The organism is Streptococcus bouchesdurhonensis (assembly GCF_948472335.1).
On the sequence record NZ_CAOKTW010000001.1, the window covers coordinates 169,795 to 189,325 of the forward strand.

The following is a 19,531-nucleotide window of genomic DNA, read 5'->3' on the forward strand; positions in this document are numbered from 1 at the left end:
CATGAATACACGTGTCTTTAAAGACATCTCAAAATACCAACACAGGGCTTGGTTAGGTTTCACCACAAGACAAATCATCTTTGTTTTACCAGCCTTTATTGTCACAATTATTGTCTTGGGCTTGAATCTCTTTTACTGGCAATTTGGAGATTGGTTTGTTTACGGTTTTGTGTTTGCTTTTACCATCCCCCTCATGCTTTTTGGAGTCTATAAACCCAATGATTTATATTTTGAACATTATTTGAAATACCGTCTTCATTTTGAATTAACGGTTCCCCTACGCACAATTACAGGAAAGAAAGGACCTGAACATGAAAAGAAAATCAAATACATTAAAGAAACAAAAAACTTCAATGACTAATCAGAAAGAAGTAGTTAAAGGAAAAAAAGAGGAAGTGTTACCATCAACGGCTAATACTCTTTCCTATCAAGCCCTGTATCAAAATGGTCTGATGCAGGTGAAAGAAGATTATTTCTCACAAAGCTATTTACTTGGTGATGTCAATTACCAGACCGTTGGTTTAGAAGATAAGGGCGCAATCATTGAGAAGTATTCTGATTTGATTAACTCTTTAGATGACCAAACCAACTTCCAATTGACCATCTTTAATAAAAGATTGAATTTAGAAAAGTTTAGACAGAGTGTTCTGTATGAGGAAAAAGAAGATGGGTATGATAGCTATCGTAAAGAACTGAATCGGATGATGAATCAGAATTTAGACAGTGGGGAAAATAATTTTTCAGCTGTGAAACTGATTAGCTTTGGTAGAAAGGATTCTAATCCCAAACAAGCCTATCGTTCCTTGTCTCAAATTGGAGAATATTTCAAGAGTGGTTTCTCAGAAATTGATGCTCGCTTTGAATCCTTGGCTGGAGAAGAACGTGTGAACTTGTTGGCGGATATGCTTAGAGGAGAACACCATCTTCCTTTTTCTTATCGTGATTTAACGAGATCTGGTCAGACAACTCGTCACTTCATAGCGCCTAATCTCTTGGATTTTAAAAACAAGAATTACCTACAAATCAATGACCGCTTATTACAGATTGTCTATGTGAGAGACTACGGCATGGAATTAGGTGATCAGTTTATCCGAGACCTCATGCAAGGAGATTTGGAATTGATTGTGAGCCTCCATGCTCAAAGTTCGACTAAGGCGGATGCTATGAAGAAACTACGAACAAAGAAGACCTTGATGGAATCCCAAAAGATTGGGGAACAACAAAAACTAGCTCGTACAGGTATCTATTTGGAAAAAGTAGGTCATGTATTAGAAAGCAATATCGATGAAGCTGAAGAACTCTTAAAAACCATGACCGAGACAGGAGATAAACTATTTCAAACGGTCTTCTTGATTGGGGTTTTTGGTCAGGATGAAGAAGAACTCAAACAATCCCTAGACACTATCCAACAAGTGGCCGGCTCAAATGACCTAATGATTGATAAACTTCCATATATGCAAGAAGCAGCCTTTAATAGTTTGCTGCCATTTGGTTGTGATTTTTTAGAGGGCGTATCACGGAGTTTATTAACATCTAATGTAGCAGTGAACTCACCTTGGACTTCAGTAGATTTACAAGACCGTAGTGGGAAATATTACGGTATCAATCAAATATCAAGTAATATTATTACCATTGATCGCAGCCTATTAAATACACCGTCTGGTCTGATTTTAGGAACATCTGGAGCTGGGAAAGGGATGGCAACCAAGCATGAAATTATCACGACCAAAATCAAGGAATCTGGGGAAAATACTGAAATTATCATCGTGGATCCAGAAGCAGAATACAGTGTCATTGGACGAGCTTTTGGTGGAGAAATGATTGATATTGCGCCCGACTCCCAGACTTATCTCAATGTACTTGACTTGTCTGAGGAAAATATGGATGAAGATCCTGTAAAGGTAAAATCAGAATTTCTTTTATCCTTTATCGGCAAGTTATTGGATAGAAAAATGGATGGAAGAGAAAAATCGATTATCGACCGAGTTACCAGACTTACCTATCAGTCATTTAAAGAGCCTTCTTTGGAAGAATGGGTCTTTGTCTTGAGTCAACAACCAGAAGAAGAAGCGCAGAATTTGGCACTTGATATGGAACTGTATGTCGAAGGTTCTCTTGATATTTTTTCTCATAAGACCAATATTCAGACAGGATCTAATTTCTTGATTTATAACGTTAAGAAGTTAGGAGATGAGCTGAAACAAATCGCCCTTATGGTTGTTTTTGATCAGATATGGAATCGTGTTGTTCGGAACCAAAAATTAGGGAAGAAGACCTGGATTTATTTTGATGAAATGCAGCTTCTCTTACTAGATAAATATGCCAGTGATTTCTTCTTTAAATTGTGGAGTCGTGTCAGAAAATATGGAGCTAGTCCGACTGGAATAACTCAAAACGTCGAAACCTTATTGTTAGATCCAAATGGTAGACGGATTATTGCAAATAGTGAATTTATGATTCTCCTCAAGCAAGCAAAAAATGACCGAGAAGAACTGGTTCAACTCTTAGGCTTGTCAAAAGAACTCGAAAAATACCTAGTCAATCCAGAAAAAGGGGCAGGACTAATAAAAGCTGGTTCAGTTGTCGTTCCCTTTAAAAATAAGATTCCTCAAGGTACACAATTGTTTGATATCATGAGTACAGATCCTGATAAAATGGCTTCTAATTAAGGGGAAGGTAAATGAAGGATAAAAGAGAAATTATACGTGCCCGAAAGGCATTTAGAAGAAGTCTAAAAGATGAGAAGAAATTCTTGAAAAAAGGAAAGAAGGAGGTAAGGAAACAGAAAAAAGATTCCGCTGTACTGGATGAAAAAGCATGGAAAAAAGAGATAAAGCAAAAGCTAGAGGAGATGAGAGAAGCTTCAAAGGCTAGAGTAAAACAAGCAAATGAAGACTACAATCATATTCTTCAAAATAGTCCTCCATCTCTTTTGAATCGCAAAGAATTAAGAGACAGACGATTGCCTCATGCTAGGAAACGATTGAAAATAGCCAAGAAGCAATTTAAGGAAGCAAAGATAGAAGCAAAAGAAGAAAGAAAAGAGAGGCGTAAAGAAAGAAAAACCAACCAAAAATTTCTTTATGGTCAGGAATCGAAAGCAAAATCTAACTTTTTCTTTCACGGGAAGAATCTAGAAGAACTAAAAGCTAAGAAAGAAGTCAAGGTCGCAAAAGAGAATCTAAAATCTACTAAACAAGCCTATAAGTCCAAGAAAGTCAGTAGGAAAGCAAAAACTTTTCTTTATGTCCTTGGACGTGAAGGAGGAGAGTTAGCTTCAGAAAATGAAGATTTAGAAGGTTATCGCACGCTTCAAGAGACCATTAGAAAAGGAAAACGCTACAGTCGGCTTTCTTATAATCTTGGAAAAGCTAGTGTCAAAACAGGACAAGCAACAGGTCGTTTTACCAAGAAAAGACTGACCAACACAAAAGAGCGATACCATCATTTTAAGGATGGAAAAGGATGGAAACTAGCGAAAGAGAATCCAAGTTCCTTTAAAAATCGGTTTCGAAAATTAAAGAAACAAGGTCTTACAAGTGTCCGAAATATCTATCAAAAACTAAAAGCAGCCTTTTCCTTCTTTACATTTGCGGCTGGAAATCCTGCAACATGGATAGTTGGAGGATTAGTCTTTCTTCTCTTACTTATGATGAGCTTCTTTTTAGGATTTTCATCTGCTAGTTTGATTCAACAAGATGAATTTGAATTGACTAAAGCTTATACCCACCTAACTTGGGAAGATGCAGAACATACTCGAACAAATGATAAAGGCATTACTTATTACACAAAAGTTGATGATGTGATGGGGTATATGAACTTTAAATTCCATGACTATGAGTTACACAAACCAGTTTACTTATTTAGTTCAGAAACTTACAAGGATTATCTGTCTACTTTGTGGCATGATTTAAACGATGGGGAAGATTTGAAATCCATGCAAGACCTCTATGAAACTCCTAAGTATAAACTATCGACAGACGATCAAGAGGAAATGAAGGAACTAAAAGAAGAAGGTGTGTATGCTTCCATGCAGGAATTGGACAATCCATTTGAGGGGAAAAGTAACGAAGATAGTCTAACCATGACTTATCGTTATGGATACTATGATTTAGACGGCAAACCTACCCTTCAGGAGTACATACTACTAGAAGCGAAGGCTCACCAAACGATTGTCGCACCAATGGATGGAGTTGTATCTCTAGATGGTGACAATATAATTCTCACTAACGGAAAAGGAGAGAATGAGAGTCGATTAACCTTGTATTCTATTCATAATGGCCGTGCGATTGAGGGGACAAGAGTCCTAACGGGTGATATTATTGGTGAAACACCAGACGATACAGGTTTGAAAGTTTCCTATCAAAAGTATAAGAACAAGAAAGAAAAATTGGTGTATGTCAATCCGCAATTTTATTTTCCCAAAGTCATTCAACTTCAGACAACTATCTTACCTGCCATTGGTCAGTTTGGTGGGGATGAGTTTGAACGAGCAAAACATATTTATGATTTTTTGAAATCTCAAGGCGCAAGTCCCCAAGCCATTGCGGCTATTTTAGGAAATTGGTCTGTAGAGTCTTCTATTAATCCAAAACGAGCTGAAGGAGATTATTTATCTCCTCCAGTTGGCGCTACCGATTCCTCATGGGATGATGAAAGCTGGTTAGCGATTGGAGGTCCAGCCATTTATGGAGGTGCTTATCCTAATATTATTCATAGAGGTTTGGGTTTAGGGCAATGGACGGATACTGCAGATGGTTCAACACGTCATACAGCCTTGTTGAATTATGCACACGCCAAAAATAAGAAGTGGTATGATTTAGACCTCCAACTTGATTTTATGCTTCACGGGGATAGTCCTTACTATCAAAGTTGGTTAAAGGATTTCTTTGGAAATACGGGCAGTGCAGCCAATCTGGCCCAACTCTTCCTTACCTATTGGGAGGGAAATTCTGGTGACAAACTACTGGAAAGACAAACCAGAGCAACGGAATGGTATTACCAAATTGAAAAAGGCTTCAGCCAAACAAATGGAGGACAGGCAAAAAGTGACCCGCAATCCCTTGAAGGGGTTCGTGGGGACTTGTATGATCATTCTGTTCCTGGTGGTGGAGATGGTATGGCCTATGCCTATGGACAATGTACATGGGGTGTTGCGGCTCGTATGAACCAGTTAGGATTAAAGCTAAAAGGTAGAAACGGAGAGAAGATTTCAATCATTAATACCATGGGAAATGGTCAGGACTGGGTTGCGACAGCTTCAAGTCTTGGTGGGGAAACTGGCTCTACACCAAGAGCAGGTGCCATTGTTTCTTTTGTGGGAGGTACACATGGCACACCAGCAGACTATGGTCATGTGTCTTTTGTAGAGAAAGTCTATGATGATGGTTCTTTTCTAGTTTCTGAAACCAACTATGGTGGCAATCCTAACTATACCTTTAGAAAAATCTCGCAAGCAGATAGTTCCATTAGTTTTGCCTATACGACGAAATAAAAGAATCATGTCATCAGTTTAGGTGACATGATTCTTATTTTTTATAGAGTGACATATTTAATGCCATAGGCTGATAACTTACTTGATGATCGTCTTTAATCAATTGACTGTAAGCAACAAATCCGAACTGTTCATAAAATTGAATGACTTTAGGATGATTGATACTATCTAAAAATATCATCTGAGTTCCTACAATTGCTCGAAATTCTTCAATTTTTTGAATTACAATTTCAAATAAATCTTGTCCTGATAGTTTATTTAGCTTTGTGTTTTTGCCGAATTGACCGATAAGTAACACAGGGAGATAATCAATATTTTTGGGACTTTTCCCTTTTAGGACGAGTTTCTTTTTTAAGGATTTCTCTAAATCAGAAATATCAACAACTTTGAGAGATAAACTAAAGAATCCTAAGATGTTATTTGTTTCAGTTTCTTCAACGATAAAATTACGAGAACGATGTTGTTTTTCAAAATTTGGAGCTTTATCAGATAGATAAGTCAACATCTCTTCATTACCGTTGAAATCAACATTTTCTAAAATGATAGTTTTAAATAGCTCCTGAACTTGTTTCTCAGTTTTATCAGGAGCTAGCACTTGAATATTTTCAAGATATTGCTTAAGTGGTGTTACTTGAATTGTCATCTTACAGATACTTTGAAATGAGTTTATTTTTCGTTGGAGCGGTAGCGTCCTGTGATTCAATAGATTTCAAGACTGCTTGTAGCTTTTTAGATGGTTTATGATTAAGAATTTTTAGAGCATCTTCGTTTGTTAGTTTTATATCACGTGTTAAACTGATTGTAGCCATTTGTTCGACCTCCTGTTTCTACTTAAATTCATTATAGCTTATTTTGAACAAAAGTTCAATCTGAAGATAGTGTATGTTTTCTATAGTGTATAAATCCAAAATAAGTTTTTCTCTTGCATTTGTAGCTCATATTCGTTAGAATAATGGTGTAGATGAGTGGTTGGCTCACGGTCAATCTGATAGTAATCTTGGACATAAGGGCCAAGCGGTGGCGGACACCAGAATAAACCGACTGACTAGGTGGCTTACAGGTTCTGTAAGCCATCTTTTTTACTTTAATAGTAATGTTTTATATTTTAAGGAGAACGAAGTTTTGGCTCGTTCTCTTTTTTGTTGATGATATGCTCCAAACAACCTACACTGTAGAATATTAAGAAAATAGGATACTATAGGTTTAAATTAAATGTATAAGATAAATAGTTGGATTAGTAAAAGTTTCAAGTCTGATAAGAACAATATTACATTTCATACAACTGAATGTATATATTTTATAAGAGAGAGGGATGCTTGGTTTGGGAAAATCATTCAAAATACAGTTATAAGAATTTTAATAAGAATGAAAGTGTGATATTTCTTTTTCAATAATCTTCTAAATGTATTAAAATTAAGCTTTCCACTTATGTATTCTGCTAATAAACTTCAATACATTTCAATAGATTTTCAAATTTTGGTGGGGGTTTTTATTATACTTTGTACGAGCTTTTCAATACCCTATCCCAACCTTTAAAATCCCTCAAGTTATTTACTCAAGGGATTTTTTATCTGCTTTTTTCATACTCAAACAGTCAGTCTAACTGTTTGATTTTCTTTGTGACTAACTCCCCTAAAAATAGTAGATTTAGCTACTTTACTGGTTTTACAAGATAATAACAAGACCTAAACGTTTAATTTATTTAGGTTTACCAATTATGACTTTAACATTTTCCAATAAGGTCTAACTCAACCGTACCCAAAGTTAAATCCTTTACTTTATTTAGTAATTCATTAACCCAAAAGCCATTTTTAAGTCCTGTTTTCTCTGATAATGCAAACACTTTTAAAGTATAGTTATGGTCTCGATCAGGTGGAGTCGGTCCAACAAACATTGTATCAATTTCAGAAAAATCACCATCTAAAAATTGACTAGAAAAACTATTTTTACCTTGAATTAATTGACCAATTCGGCTCATATTTTCTTCAATCTGAATACTATCACCATTAACTTTTAAATCAGCAACGCTCCAATGAATCCAAGGAAAAGAGCAAACAGGAATGGCATCATAATCAATAAGAGTAAAAGCGATATATTCAGTACCTTTGGGTAAATTATCAACTTCAAACGCAAAAGAACGAACCGGATTTCCTTGCATTATATCTTCCCTTTTTGCTTCCTTTCCAAACTCCTTTGGTAAAATATTATTAAATGTTGTTTTAATTTTCATTTTTTTCTCCTTTAAGAATTATAAAGCTAAATATACAATAAATAGCTAAAGCGATTAGCGACATACATATTACCCCTTCAAAATTAAAATTTAAATATAAGAGACCTCCTAACATAAGAAATATGATATTAAAACAAGCATAATACACTTCTGCAATTTTCAGAACAATAGACAATTTGCTATTACTCTCTTTTAACATTTTAATAGTCTGAGGTCTAGTAATTCCAGATGATAGCCCCAATAAAACCATACCTAAACAAATACAAATAATATTGTTGGTAAGAAATAATAGCAAAGATGGGAACAATAGTACGGAAGAAAAGTATCTATTCTTATTAACAAAAAATTTCGAGGAGATATTTCCCATCAAAGTGTATGAAGCCAATATTAAGACAAAATATTGAGTTGAAATATGCAGATCTGTAAAAAAATAAAATGGTAAAAATCCTGTAAATAGTCCTAGGATGATTCCTCTTAGGAAAACATAATGACCAACCCAATATTTTTCAAAATTCGTCAAATGATATTTAGTAGTATTTCTAAATTCACGTTGCTCTTTCTTATAATCTAGAGGTACTAATAAAGAAAGTAATATTGTATTAATAATCGTGGCAATAATCGTGGCATAAATCGGATAATTAGGATTTAGTTTATAAAGAGTCCCCCCAATAATTCCAGAAAATAATAATGAGATGAACATATAGCCATTTGTTCTATTTTGAAAATCAGTTGCTTCAGAATCTAAGAAGTACTGGATAAGATTAGTATCCTCACCAGCTCCAATAGAATAGCTTGCTCCTAAGCATAGTTGAGCAATAACAATTAAAATTGTACTATCAGATAAACTTAATAACCCTAATCCAATTAATTTGACAACTTCACTCAGAATTAATAATCTCTTTGATGGAATATTGCTAATGTACCTTTTAATAAAAGTAGAACTTACAAACGTTCCTATTCCATAACAAGACATCAATAATTCTATACCTATAATTGAGTATCCTTTTGAATATAAAATTATTAATAAAAAGGGTAAATAGAAATATGCCCTTGATAAAATCCGATAGAATATTATTCCCAACTTATTTTTCAATTACATATCCCTCCTTTTGTAATACATTTTGGATTTCTTTTTTGCTAATATCTCCCTCCCTCAAAATAGTGACAGTTCCAATATCATTAACTTTTATTATAGTACTTGATTTAGTAGCCAATGATTCTACATTTGATTTTAACAAATAATCAACTTTATCTCCCATATGTTCATCAGCGACCTCCTCTGTGATAAGTAGGTCATCAGCTGTTCCAGAGATATTAGCTGAGGTAATTGCAACTACTCCTCCTAAATATTCTACAAATTCTCTAAAAACTTCATTTTGAACACATCCCAAGGAAATTGTGGAACTATCATTTATTGCATAATGAAATGGACTAATATTTTCTACCACTATATTTAGTGCTCCTGGCCAAAACTCATCGACCAATAATTTCATTAAATTTGTTTGTGAAGTCTTACCATATTTTTCCCAATCATTAGGATTGGACATGAAAATAGAGAGAGGCTTATTTTTAGGCCGAATTTTATATTCAAAAATTCGGTTAATAGCCATCCTATTATCTGGAAGACAACACAAATTATAGTTAGTATCTGTTGGAACTATGATGGGATATCCAGCGTTTAATTTAGATTTGAGAATTTCTAAATTCTCCTGATTTAATTCTAAAATTTTCACTATTAACCTCTTTCTAATTTAAACAATTCTAAACAATCTTCTGGACTAAGCTTATCAGTAATTTTACTCAATTTTCTATAAAAACTTATTAGTTCATCAATATTGACATCACCTCCTACTAACGATTCAAAATATCTATATAAAACCTTTTTACTAGATATTCCACTAATTGTATAATTAGTGGAATTAGGAATTCCTAATTCATTCGGCAATAAATACTGGTACATTTCAATATTTTTCATAGTTCCATCTTGATGAATTCCTGATTCATGTACAAAGACATTCTTCCCTATTATTGGTTTAGTGGGTGCTACATCATACTCTAAAATATCACTTATCTTTATAGACAGTTGATATACAGTCTGCAAATCAAAGTCAATTTCATCAAACTTCTTCTTTTGTAAAATAGCAATCACCTCATCTAAAGATGTATTACCAGCACGTTCCCCAATTCCTAAAAAGGTTGTCTCAATCTGACTTGCATGATTCATAATCGCAGCTACTGTATTAGCTGTTGCTAATCCTAAATCATTATGACAATGCGCTGATAACTTTAGAGCTGGAAATCTACTATGAATATCACTAAACATTTTTCCATATTCATCTGGCGTAGAACATCCAACAGTATCTGCTAAAGTTACAAATCCTACTTCATAGTTTGAAACAATATCTAATACTTGGAATAAAAATTCTCTATTAGCACGTGTTGAATCTTCTAAGACCATATCTACATGCAGTGATTTTTCTTTAGAATAATCCAAAATTCTCTCTAAGCGTTTTAGATAGATATCCTCTCTAGTTTTTAATTTTTCGGTTATATGCATCTTAGAAACAGGTACCAGTAGTTTAATAACCGTATTAGGAAACATACTATACAGCTGGAATGCTAAGTCAATACTACTCTCAATCAAGCGAGTTAAAACTACCCCAGATTGATCTTTTCTTAATATACGCATATAGCCTTTTAAAATATTCAAATCTTGAATAGTATCACACATACCAATCTCAACCGAATGAATTTTGGATTTACTAATCTCAGTAATAACCTTTTTCTTAGTTGCAACATCTTTCTTAATCGACGTTTGCTGCATACCATCTCTAATTGTATTATCTTGAATGTATATCATACCTCACTCCTTATTTTATTAGATACGAGCTCCTATCTGTAATAATATGGTATACTATATCAAGGTATTTTAAAATTTGAAAAAAGTTTAGAAATCATTAAGAAAAAATTTATAAATAGGAGTAACTATGAACTTAGATTGGTATTACACTTTTTTGGTATTATCAAAACATCTCAATTATCGTAAAGCCAGCGAAGAGCTATTTCTTACCGAACCAACACTACATCAACAAATTAAGAAATTAGAAAAGCACCTTCAAGTTCAACTTTTCGAAACAGTGGGAAGAAACTTGACACTAACTGCTGTTGGAAGAGAATTTATAGAGATTGCTGAAAATCTTATACAAACCTATGAGCAAAGTATTCAAAAGATTAGGCTACAAAATAAAAAACAACAATTTCATATAGAAATAGCCGTATCTCCTTACATTGCCACATACCTTTTACCACAATTTTTACAGGAATTCTTTCAGCGCTATCCAGATATTGATATCTCTGTATCCGTGCTAAATAGCCATATTGAACAAGCTATTGAAACGAATACATTCGATATTGGTATTGATAGAGAAGTTCCATATAGTAAAAAAATCATATCCGAACAAATTTGTGAAGGAAAGATTGCCCTCTTTTATCCTAAAACAACAGTAAAATGCGACGAATTACAATTATTTAAAAACTATAAAATATTATCCGATAACCACCCCGTCTATTGGGAAAATCTAAAAAAAGAAATCATTGAGCTAGTTCCAGAAGCCGATTTCACTACTATCAATGATATTACAGTAACTGCCAAACTAATAGAAATGAATCAAGGCATTTCCTTTCTGCCCCTTTACTTAAAAAAGACTTTTACAGATAAGATTGCTCATCTTGAAACCACTACAGTAACCACCCCCGTTTCTTTTACTTACTTAATGAGCAGAAAAGCTTCTAAGGCTATCACTATTTTCAATAATGCGTTTAAGGACTTTATTTTAAAGGAGCAAAATTCAATTTAAGAATCAAAGGTCACTGATACTATTAGTGATTTTTGATTTACATATTAATCAATGGATTAATGACTAAAACGGAAAATAGTTAATGAGAGATGAAATTTATAAAATAGTACGTGCATAAATTATAGTAAAATGATATAATTAATTTATGGGAGAGTTAAGCTTTAGTAATCAATTTAGCAACACAGCCGTTTGGTATCACGGAACGACATCTACTCAGGTTCCATCTTTAAAAGATGGAATAGATGTTTATCATAGTAAACGGAACTGTGATTTTGGTATAGGATTTTATGTGACATCTAAATTTGATCAGGCTGTTAAATGGGCTCAGCGAAAAACAAAAGATGAACTTCCTTTTAATCCAAACGTAAAGCCTGTTGTTTTAAGTTATCAGTTTCAAGATTCTAATGATGTTGAAACGAAGATTTTTGAAATTGATAAAGAATACTTTCAGTTTGTTTATAAAAATAGATTGAAGTTAGACGCTAAGGCTGGAATTAATTTTCATAATTTTTCAGCAGTATTTGGCCCAGTTCTTGATGGTCAAGTTACTCGTTTGAAAGTCACTTTAGATGACTATTTCAAGGGAGTAAATTCCTTAGAAAAAACCGCTGATATTCTTTTGGGAAAATATCAGGGTGATACACAACTTTGTATATGTGATCAAAAAATTGCAAATAAACTAATCTTAGTTGAGGAGGACACGATATGATTTTGACAAATGAAAAACAAGCTCTTAGAGTTGAGGTAGAACAGTTTTTACGGAAGAATTATCGCATTACTCCTGATACTGTTTCTTCTGTCACAAATGTTGTATTGAAGAATTGGTTTGAAGAGTTGGATAATGGAGGCTCTCATTTGACTTCAGACCTTATCGCTGATAATATCGCGGATATTGCAAAACGTTACTCAGTACATTAATAAGTAATTTGAGTTAGGTTTATCAAATCCAAATCTTTCTTTATATTCTCAAAAACGGTTCATTACCATATTAGGTAATGAACCGTTTTTTGTGTACGACGGGCATGTCGTGCGTCTGAGGTGTAAATCCTCCGTGGGCACCCTCGAAAAACGTGGACTGGTTTCGTGTTTGGATTATTACCTTGAACGACATGCGTTAAAAGTTAGTTGAACCGCCGTATGCCGAACGGCACGTACGGTGGTGTGAGAGGGGCTAGAGATTATCCTCTACTCGATTTGTGATACTTCTTTCAAGGAATATTTGGTAGGATTGGAGTGAAAAAAGATTAACTAGGAAAGAAGGAAGTATATGGAAGCCATTTATCAACGTGATTCGGATCAAGATGGACTGACTGATGCTCAAGAATTGGCGCTAGGAACCAATCCTCTTAGCGCAGATTCTGATGGTGATGGTCGTTCAGATTTAGTGGAAGTAGAAGAAGGAACCAATCCCTTAGAAAAGGATTTACAAGACATGGAACAAACAAGTATAACTGAACCGACATCAGTATTTATGGAAATGAAACAAAAGATTTCAGATATGATGGAGAGTCACTACAAGGAATTTATACAGGCTCTGATTAGTATTGAAACAGGGATTGAAAACCAACAAGACCTTGAAGACTTATATAATTACTACATGAGAACAGATGCCGTTTCTCTTTTGTCTAGTGATTTAGAAACCAGTCCTCAAGAGGTTGAAATGGAGATAGAGTTGTAGGGGAATCATGTGATTCTCCTATTTTCGTATAGATGAAAGGAGCGAGTATGGAAGTAATACAATTATTGGCTATGTTTCGTGGAACAATTCCAAAAGATAGGGAGAAAATGGACCTATTTCTTCGTTATCAAGCGCAACATTTTGATGAGAAATGGCAGGATTTGGTAGAGAGTTTTTTGGCTGAAGAGGGCAAGATAGAAGAGATTCCTCACGTCTATTCTTTTGATCAAGATATTGTTTCTTTCCTAGAGGCCAGTTCTGAAAATAATAATCAAGATTTAGAAAGTTACACAAGAAATTTTGGACAAGCAGGTCTAGGTAAATTATCCCAATTAAGTAATTTTGAGAAAAACTTGGTGCTAGAAGTCGCAACCTATAATCTTTCCACTCGATTTTACATCCAATCTGAAAAAGAAAAGCTAGAACAACTAAGTGAGCTTGTATTTCATCAGAATCAGGATGTCAATTTAGTCAACGTCTATCGAGTTGCGAATAATCTATCTGACCGTATTAGTAGAGATATAGAGGAATTTCTTCTAATGGTTGACTCAAAAGAGCTTAAAAAAGAAGTTCTTGAGATTCATTTTGAAGAAAAAGAAGGAGCTGTTCTAGCCTATTTGGGTTCAGAATTGATGGCTACTTTAGATACTGTTACGGATTTTGTCCATCATGAAGAAAACTACAAACAATTATCACTGACACAAAAGCTGAAGATTATTACTCATTTTGATGAAGTAAAGGCTATAAGAGAAAAGTCTAAGCAAGTAGAGGAAGCAGTCTTACCTTTAGATAATATTGACCAGGTAGAAGAAAATGTGGAAGTTCATTCCCTATCTAAAGTAGATAAAATTGTAGAAGAAGCTTTGAGAGAATATCAAATCGGTTCACAAGTAAGTTATAAAGGACAAGTATTTCAATTGGTTTCGATTGAAAATGCTCAGTTAAATGACTTAGTTCGCCTAGAGCTATTCAGTTATTCCAACCAGTTATTTGAAGAGAATCCTATCTTATACTTGAACAGTTTGGAAGAGATTGAACAAGTATTGTCTCATGTAGAACTTGAAAAAGAAGATTCAGATATTGAGATTGAATCACCAAGTGGAAGCCAGGAAATAGATTTGTTTTCCTATCTGGAAGAGGATAATGAAAAGGAAAAGGATAAGGAAACAGAAACGCTTATTGTAGGCATAGAAGAGACGGATGTCCTTGTTCTAGATTTTGTTTTTCCAGATGATTTAGAGGACTTTTATCCTAAGACAAATCGAGAAAAGATTGAAACGAATATCGCAGCTATTGAACTTGTTAAAAGATTAGAAAAAGAGAGACGACAAGCGAATCCAAAAGAACAAGAACTACTAGCCAAGTATGTCGGCTGGGGTGGTCTTGCTAATGAATTTTTCGATGAACTCAATCCAAAGTATGAAACAGAACGTTTAACTCTTAAGAGTTTAGTAAGTAAATCAGAATACTCCACTATGAAACAAAGTTCTCTCACAGCCTATTATACAGACCCAATGATTATTCGCCAGATTTGGCAAAAGTTACTGGATGATGGTTTTGAGGGAGGAAGGATTTTAGATCCTTCTATGGGGACTGGGAACTTCTTTGCGGCTATGCCTAGAAGTATACGAGATAAATCAGAACTCTATGGGGTTGAATTAGACAGTGTGACTGGCGCAATCGCAAAACAACTCCATCCAAATGTCCATATTGAAGTGCGAGGATTTGAAGAAGTTCCCTATCAAAATAATAGTTTTGATTTAGTCTTAACGAATGTTCCTTTTGGAAATTTTCGCATTGCCGATAAAAACTATGATAAACCTTATATGATTCATGATTACTTTGTCAAACACTCACTTGATTTAGTAAGAGACGGAGGACAAGTGTCGATTATCTCATCTATTGGGACAATGGATAAACGGACAGATAATGTCTTACAAGAGATTAAATCCAACACTCATTTTTTAGGGGGAGTTCGTTTGCCGGATACGGCTTTTAAAAAGATTGCAGGTACTCGAGTGACCACAGATCTCCTCTTTTTTCAAAAGAATCAAGCAAAGAATCTTAATGAAGAGGAACTTGTCTTTAGTGGCTCTATTCTCTTTGAGGAGGATAAGCGTGTCTGGATCAATCCTTATTTTGATGGGAAATACAACACACAAGTTTTGGGTGAATATGAGGTACGTAATTTTAATGGAGGAACCCTCAATGTTAAGAGGGTATCAGAAACATTAGCTACTGATATAATGGAAGCATTAGAGAATGTGGAAGCACCTAAACAAATTGACAATTCTTTGAAAGCACCTGTTTTTATCCAAGAAGAAGTGGATAATTCTGTCCCAAGTCGTATACGTGAGGACTTAGCGCTCTATTCTTTTGGATATGAGGGTAATCAAATTTATTACCGAGATACGCATGGTATTCGAAAAAGTTCAAAAGTAGACGAAATTAGTTATTATGTAGACGAGAAGGGAGATTTTAAAGCCTGGGACAGTTCTTTGTCTGAACATAAAATAGACCGATTCGTGCAACTTCATTTGACAGATGAGGAAGCACTAGATGTTTACAAGTCAGAAGAAGCGAGTAAAAGAGGGAAATATAAGGGACTGTTCAAAAAAACGGTCTTTTATGAAAGTCCCTTATCGGATAAGGATATTAGTCGCATTAGGGGAATGGTTGATTTGAGAGAGACCTATCAAGCCTTAATTGAAATTCAACGTCATCAAGATTATAGTCAGACAGATTTTCAGGTGTTACTTAGTAAACTCAATCATGACTATGACCGCTTTGTAAGTCAATTTGGATACTTGAATGCCTCAGTCAATCGGAACTTATTTGATAGTGACGATAAGTATTCCTTACTAGCAAGTTTAGAAGATGAATACATCGATTCTAAAGATCAGAAAGTAAAATATAAAAAATCTTTAGCCTTTGAGAAAGCATTGGTTAGGCCAGAGAGAGTGATTACAAGAGTATCAACGGCTTTAGATGCCTTAAACTCCAGTTTATCGGATGGTAGAGGGGTTGATTTAGACTATATGGTATCAATTTATCCTGAACATAGCCAAGCTGCTATTTTAGATGAGTTAGGTGACCAGGTTTTAATGGATCCAGAAAGCTATTTAAGAGGGGAAAGAAAATATATTTCTAAGAACCAGTTTTTGTCAGGAGATATTCTCAACAAGATAGAAGTAGTTCAACTATTAGTAGAGGAAAACAATCAAGAATATGACTGGTCACATGCTTTAGATTTGTTAGAATCTGTTCGCCCTCCACGGATTCATCTTGCAGATATTGAGTTTAAAATAGGGTCACGTTGGATTCCTCAATCCGTTTATGGTAAATTTGCCTTTGAATGTTTTACTAACCGTGAATTTGAATTGTCTTCGCCTGATGTTGAACAAGTCATTGAAGTGAATCCTGTCGATGGGCAGGTTCATTTAAGGACATCATTTGCTTATCGCTATCCAAGTGCCAAAGATAGTAGTCTTGGAGTTAGTGGGTCACGTTATGATACAGGAAGAAAGATTTTTGAGAATTTACTTAATTCGAACCAACCGACGATTACTATGACTGTTACGGAAGGAGAAAAGAAAAAGACCATCACAGATTTGGAAAAAACCTCTGTTCTAAGAGCAAAAGAGCAGCATTTACAAGAGCTCTTTCAAGACTTTGTCTCACGGTATCCAGAAGTCCAACAAGTCATTGAGGAAAGCTACAATCGTCTTTATAATCGAACAGTTAGTCGAGAGTATGACGGTAGCCATCTAGTCATTGATGGCTTGGCACAAAACATCAGTCTTCGTCCTCATCAAGAGAATGCCATTCAAAGAATCGTAGAAGAAAAAAGAGCATTGTTAGCTCATGAGGTAGGTTCAGGAAAGACCTTGACTATGCTTGGTGCTGGGTTTAAATTAAAGGAGTTGGGGATGGTTCATAAGCCATTGTATGTGGTGCCCTCTAGTTTGTCTGCTCAATTTGGCCAAGAAATCATGAAATTTTTCCCTACTAAAAAAGTCTTTGTGACCACTAAGAAAGATTTTGTGAAGGCGAGAAGAAAACAATTTGTATCACGTATTATTACAGGAGATTACGATGCTATTGTCATTGGGGATTCTCAATTTGAAAAAATCCCTGTCAGTAAGGAAAGACAGATGAACTATATAGAGGATAAACTCAATGAACTACGAGAGATTAAAACACATTCTGAAAATAAGTATACCGTTAAAGAAGCAGAACAATCAATAAGTGGTCTAGAGAAACAATTGGAAGAACTCCAACGTTTCAATCGTGATAGTTTTATTGATTTTGAGAACTTAGGAATTGATTTTCTCTTTGTGGATGAAGCACATCACTTTAAAAATATTCGTCCAATTACTGGACTTGGGAATGTAGCAGGTATTACCAATACAACCTCTAAGAAGAACATGGATATGGAGATGAAGGTTCGACAGATTCAGGAAGAACATGATTTTAAAAATATTGTCTTTGCGACAGGGACACCTGTTTCCAATTCTATTAGTGAGTTGTATACTATGATGAACTATATTCAACCAGATATCTTAAAACGCTATCAAGTTGATTATTTTGACTCTTGGGTAGGTGCTTTTGGAGAAATTCAAAACTCTATGGAATTAGCTCCTACAGGGGATAAGTACCAACCTAAGAAACGATTTAAAAAGTTTGTCAATCTACCTGAGTTGATGAAAATCTATAAAGAAACAGCCGACATTCAAACACAAGATATGTTGGATTTACCTGTTCCAGAAGCTCATATTATCCCTATTGAGAGTGAGTTAACTGAAAACCAGAAACTCTATTTAGAAGAATTAGTTATGAGGTCAGATATGGTCAAATGTGGAACAGTTGATCCGAGCCAGGATAACATGTTAAAAATTACGGGTGAGGCACGAAAACTAGCTATTGATATGCGTTTATTGGACTCTAGTTATAGTCTAGCAGACAATCATAAACTGCTTCAGGTAGTGGATAATGTTGAAAGAATTTATCGTGAGGGAATGGAAAATAAGGCTACTCAGATGATTTTTTCAGATATTGGAACACCTAAGAAAAAGGATAATGGCTTTGATGTCTATTCTGAAATAAAGGCTTTATTAGTTGATAGAGGAATCCCTAGTAAGGAAATTGCCTTTGTACATGATGCCAATAGTGATGAAAAGAAGAATAGTTTGTCTCGAAAGGTCAATGCAGGAGAAGTGCGGATTCTCCTTGCCTCAACTGAAAAAGGAGGAACAGGTTTAAATGTTCAGAGCAAGATGAAAGCAGTTCATCACCTGGATGTCCCCTGGAGACCAAGTGACATTCAGCAACGCAATGGACGGATTATCCGACAAGGAAATGAAAATAAGGAAGTGGATATTTACCACTACATTACCAAAGGTTCGTTTGATAATTATCTATGGGCAACTCAGGAGAACAAACTCCGTTATATTAAGCAGATTATGACTTCTAAGGAGCCAATTCGTGCTGCAGAAGATATTGATGAGCAGACCATGACAGCTTCTGATTTTAAGGCACTAGCAACAGGTAATCCTTATCTTAAATATAAGATGGAACTAGAGAATGATTTGACCCTATTAGAAAATCAAAGACGTGCCTTTCAACGCAGCAAGGATCACTATCGTCATACAATCTCTTACTGTGAAGAAAATATGCCCATTCTTGAGAAACGATTAAGCAAGTATGAAGGCGACATTCAACAGTCTGAAATGTCGAAAGACCAGGCATTTTCTATGACAGTAGGCAAGCAAGCTTTTGAGCAACGAGCTGAAGCAGGTGAATCCCTACACCGTCTTATCCGTCATAATCAAGCTGACAGCAAAGAATTCCGAACCCTAGCAAGCTATCGAGGATTTGACATTAAAATGCTTAGTCTTCCAACAAATCAACCTCTTCCTGAAACCTTCTCTGTTAAGATTGTGGGAGAAAATCAGTATTCTGTCAGTTTAGATTTGTATTCTCCTTTGGGGACGATTCAAAGACTTCAGCATACGATTGATCACATTAAAGAGGACCAAGTGAAAACTCAGAACTTATTGGATGAATTAAAGGATAAATGGATTACTGCTAAGGTAGAAATTGAGAAAAATTTTCCAAAGGAAGAGGACTATCAAACAAAAAAGGCCGAATACGATATACTCGCGCCATTGATTGAAACAGAAACGGATTTAGATATTATTGATCAGGCCTTAAGACAATTCCACGAAAAAGGAAACGAAAAGCAAGAACAACTTTCTTTTGAATTAGATTAA

The 19,531-nt window shown here is 34.9% G+C and carries 14 protein-coding genes; 8 read left to right on the forward strand and 6 right to left on the reverse strand.

Annotated elements, in window-relative coordinates:
* Position 1: 1 nt before the first annotated feature.
* Genes QMQ21_RS00840 through QMQ21_RS00850 form a run of 3 tightly spaced genes read left to right on the forward strand, consistent with a single transcriptional unit; the run spans position 2 to position 5,494 of the window.
* Positions 2–361: a PrgI family protein gene (locus tag QMQ21_RS00840; protein ID WP_081571467.1), complete on the forward strand. Its 360-nt coding sequence runs from the start codon at positions 2–4 to the stop codon at positions 359–361.
* Positions 312–2,669, forward strand: coding sequence for a VirB4-like conjugal transfer ATPase, CD1110 family (locus tag QMQ21_RS00845; protein ID WP_284521028.1), 2,358 nt, complete (start codon positions 312–314; stop codon positions 2,667–2,669). The genes QMQ21_RS00840 and QMQ21_RS00845 overlap by 50 nt, the downstream gene beginning before the upstream one ends.
* A gap of 11 nt (positions 2,670–2,680) precedes the next feature.
* Complete coding sequence (locus tag QMQ21_RS00850) at positions 2,681–5,494, forward strand: phage tail tip lysozyme (RefSeq protein WP_261813742.1); 2,814 nt, start codon at positions 2,681–2,683, stop codon at positions 5,492–5,494.
* 34 nt (positions 5,495–5,528) lie between these two features.
* On the opposite strand, the gene QMQ21_RS00855 is transcribed toward QMQ21_RS00850, so the two are convergent.
* The 6 genes from QMQ21_RS00855 to QMQ21_RS00880 form a co-directional block, all read right to left on the reverse strand.
* A complete protein-coding gene (locus QMQ21_RS00855; RefSeq protein ID WP_261813743.1) occupies positions 5,529–6,137 on the reverse strand; it encodes a hypothetical protein in 609 nt (202 codons plus the stop codon).
* 1 nt (position 6,138) lies between these two features.
* Positions 6,139–6,303, reverse strand: a complete 165-nt coding sequence (locus QMQ21_RS00860) for a hypothetical protein (protein WP_000201399.1) — start codon at positions 6,301–6,303, stop codon at positions 6,139–6,141.
* 914 nt (positions 6,304–7,217) lie between these two features.
* Positions 7,218–7,724 carry a YbhB/YbcL family Raf kinase inhibitor-like protein gene (locus tag QMQ21_RS00865; protein ID WP_033680331.1) on the reverse strand — a complete coding sequence of 169 codons (507 nt, stop codon included), beginning with the start codon at positions 7,722–7,724 and terminating at the stop codon, positions 7,218–7,220.
* Positions 7,714–8,817 carry an MFS transporter gene (locus tag QMQ21_RS00870; RefSeq protein WP_173876162.1) on the reverse strand — a complete coding sequence of 368 codons (1,104 nt, stop codon included), beginning with the start codon at positions 8,815–8,817 and terminating at the stop codon, positions 7,714–7,716. The genes QMQ21_RS00865 and QMQ21_RS00870 overlap by 11 nt, the downstream gene beginning before the upstream one ends.
* Positions 8,807–9,457 (reverse strand): L-threonylcarbamoyladenylate synthase, encoded by a 651-nt coding sequence (locus tag QMQ21_RS00875; RefSeq protein ID WP_078352169.1) that lies wholly within the window; start codon positions 9,455–9,457, stop codon positions 8,807–8,809. The genes QMQ21_RS00870 and QMQ21_RS00875 overlap by 11 nt, the downstream gene beginning before the upstream one ends.
* A gap of 2 nt (positions 9,458–9,459) precedes the next feature.
* A complete protein-coding gene (locus QMQ21_RS00880) occupies positions 9,460–10,584 on the reverse strand; it encodes a LeuA family protein (protein ID WP_173876164.1) in 1,125 nt (374 codons plus the stop codon).
* Positions 10,585–10,711: 127 nt separating this feature from the next.
* Between QMQ21_RS00880 and QMQ21_RS00885 the strand changes: the two genes are divergently transcribed.
* The 5 genes from QMQ21_RS00885 (at position 10,712) to QMQ21_RS00905 (ending at position 19,531) form a co-directional block, all read left to right on the forward strand.
* Entirely contained in the window at positions 10,712–11,581 is an 870-nt protein-coding gene (locus tag QMQ21_RS00885) for a LysR family transcriptional regulator (protein WP_033680329.1), read from the forward strand.
* A gap of 145 nt (positions 11,582–11,726) precedes the next feature.
* On the forward strand, positions 11,727–12,290 hold the full coding sequence (locus QMQ21_RS00890) for a DUF3990 domain-containing protein (RefSeq protein ID WP_261010939.1): 564 nt from the start codon (positions 11,727–11,729) through the stop codon (positions 12,288–12,290).
* The gene (locus tag QMQ21_RS00895) at positions 12,287–12,499 is read left to right on the forward strand and encodes a hypothetical protein (RefSeq protein ID WP_033680325.1); all 213 of its coding nucleotides are present in this window, start codon (positions 12,287–12,289) and stop codon (positions 12,497–12,499) included. Before QMQ21_RS00890 ends, QMQ21_RS00895 begins: the two co-directional genes overlap by 4 nt.
* A 349-nt stretch (positions 12,500–12,848) precedes the next feature.
* Complete coding sequence (locus QMQ21_RS00900; protein ID WP_125417035.1) at positions 12,849–13,259, forward strand: thrombospondin type 3 repeat-containing protein; 411 nt, start codon at positions 12,849–12,851, stop codon at positions 13,257–13,259.
* A 47-nt stretch (positions 13,260–13,306) separates the two neighbouring features.
* On the forward strand, positions 13,307–19,531 hold the full coding sequence (locus tag QMQ21_RS00905) for an SNF2-related protein (RefSeq protein WP_261813744.1): 6,225 nt from the start codon (positions 13,307–13,309) through the stop codon (positions 19,529–19,531).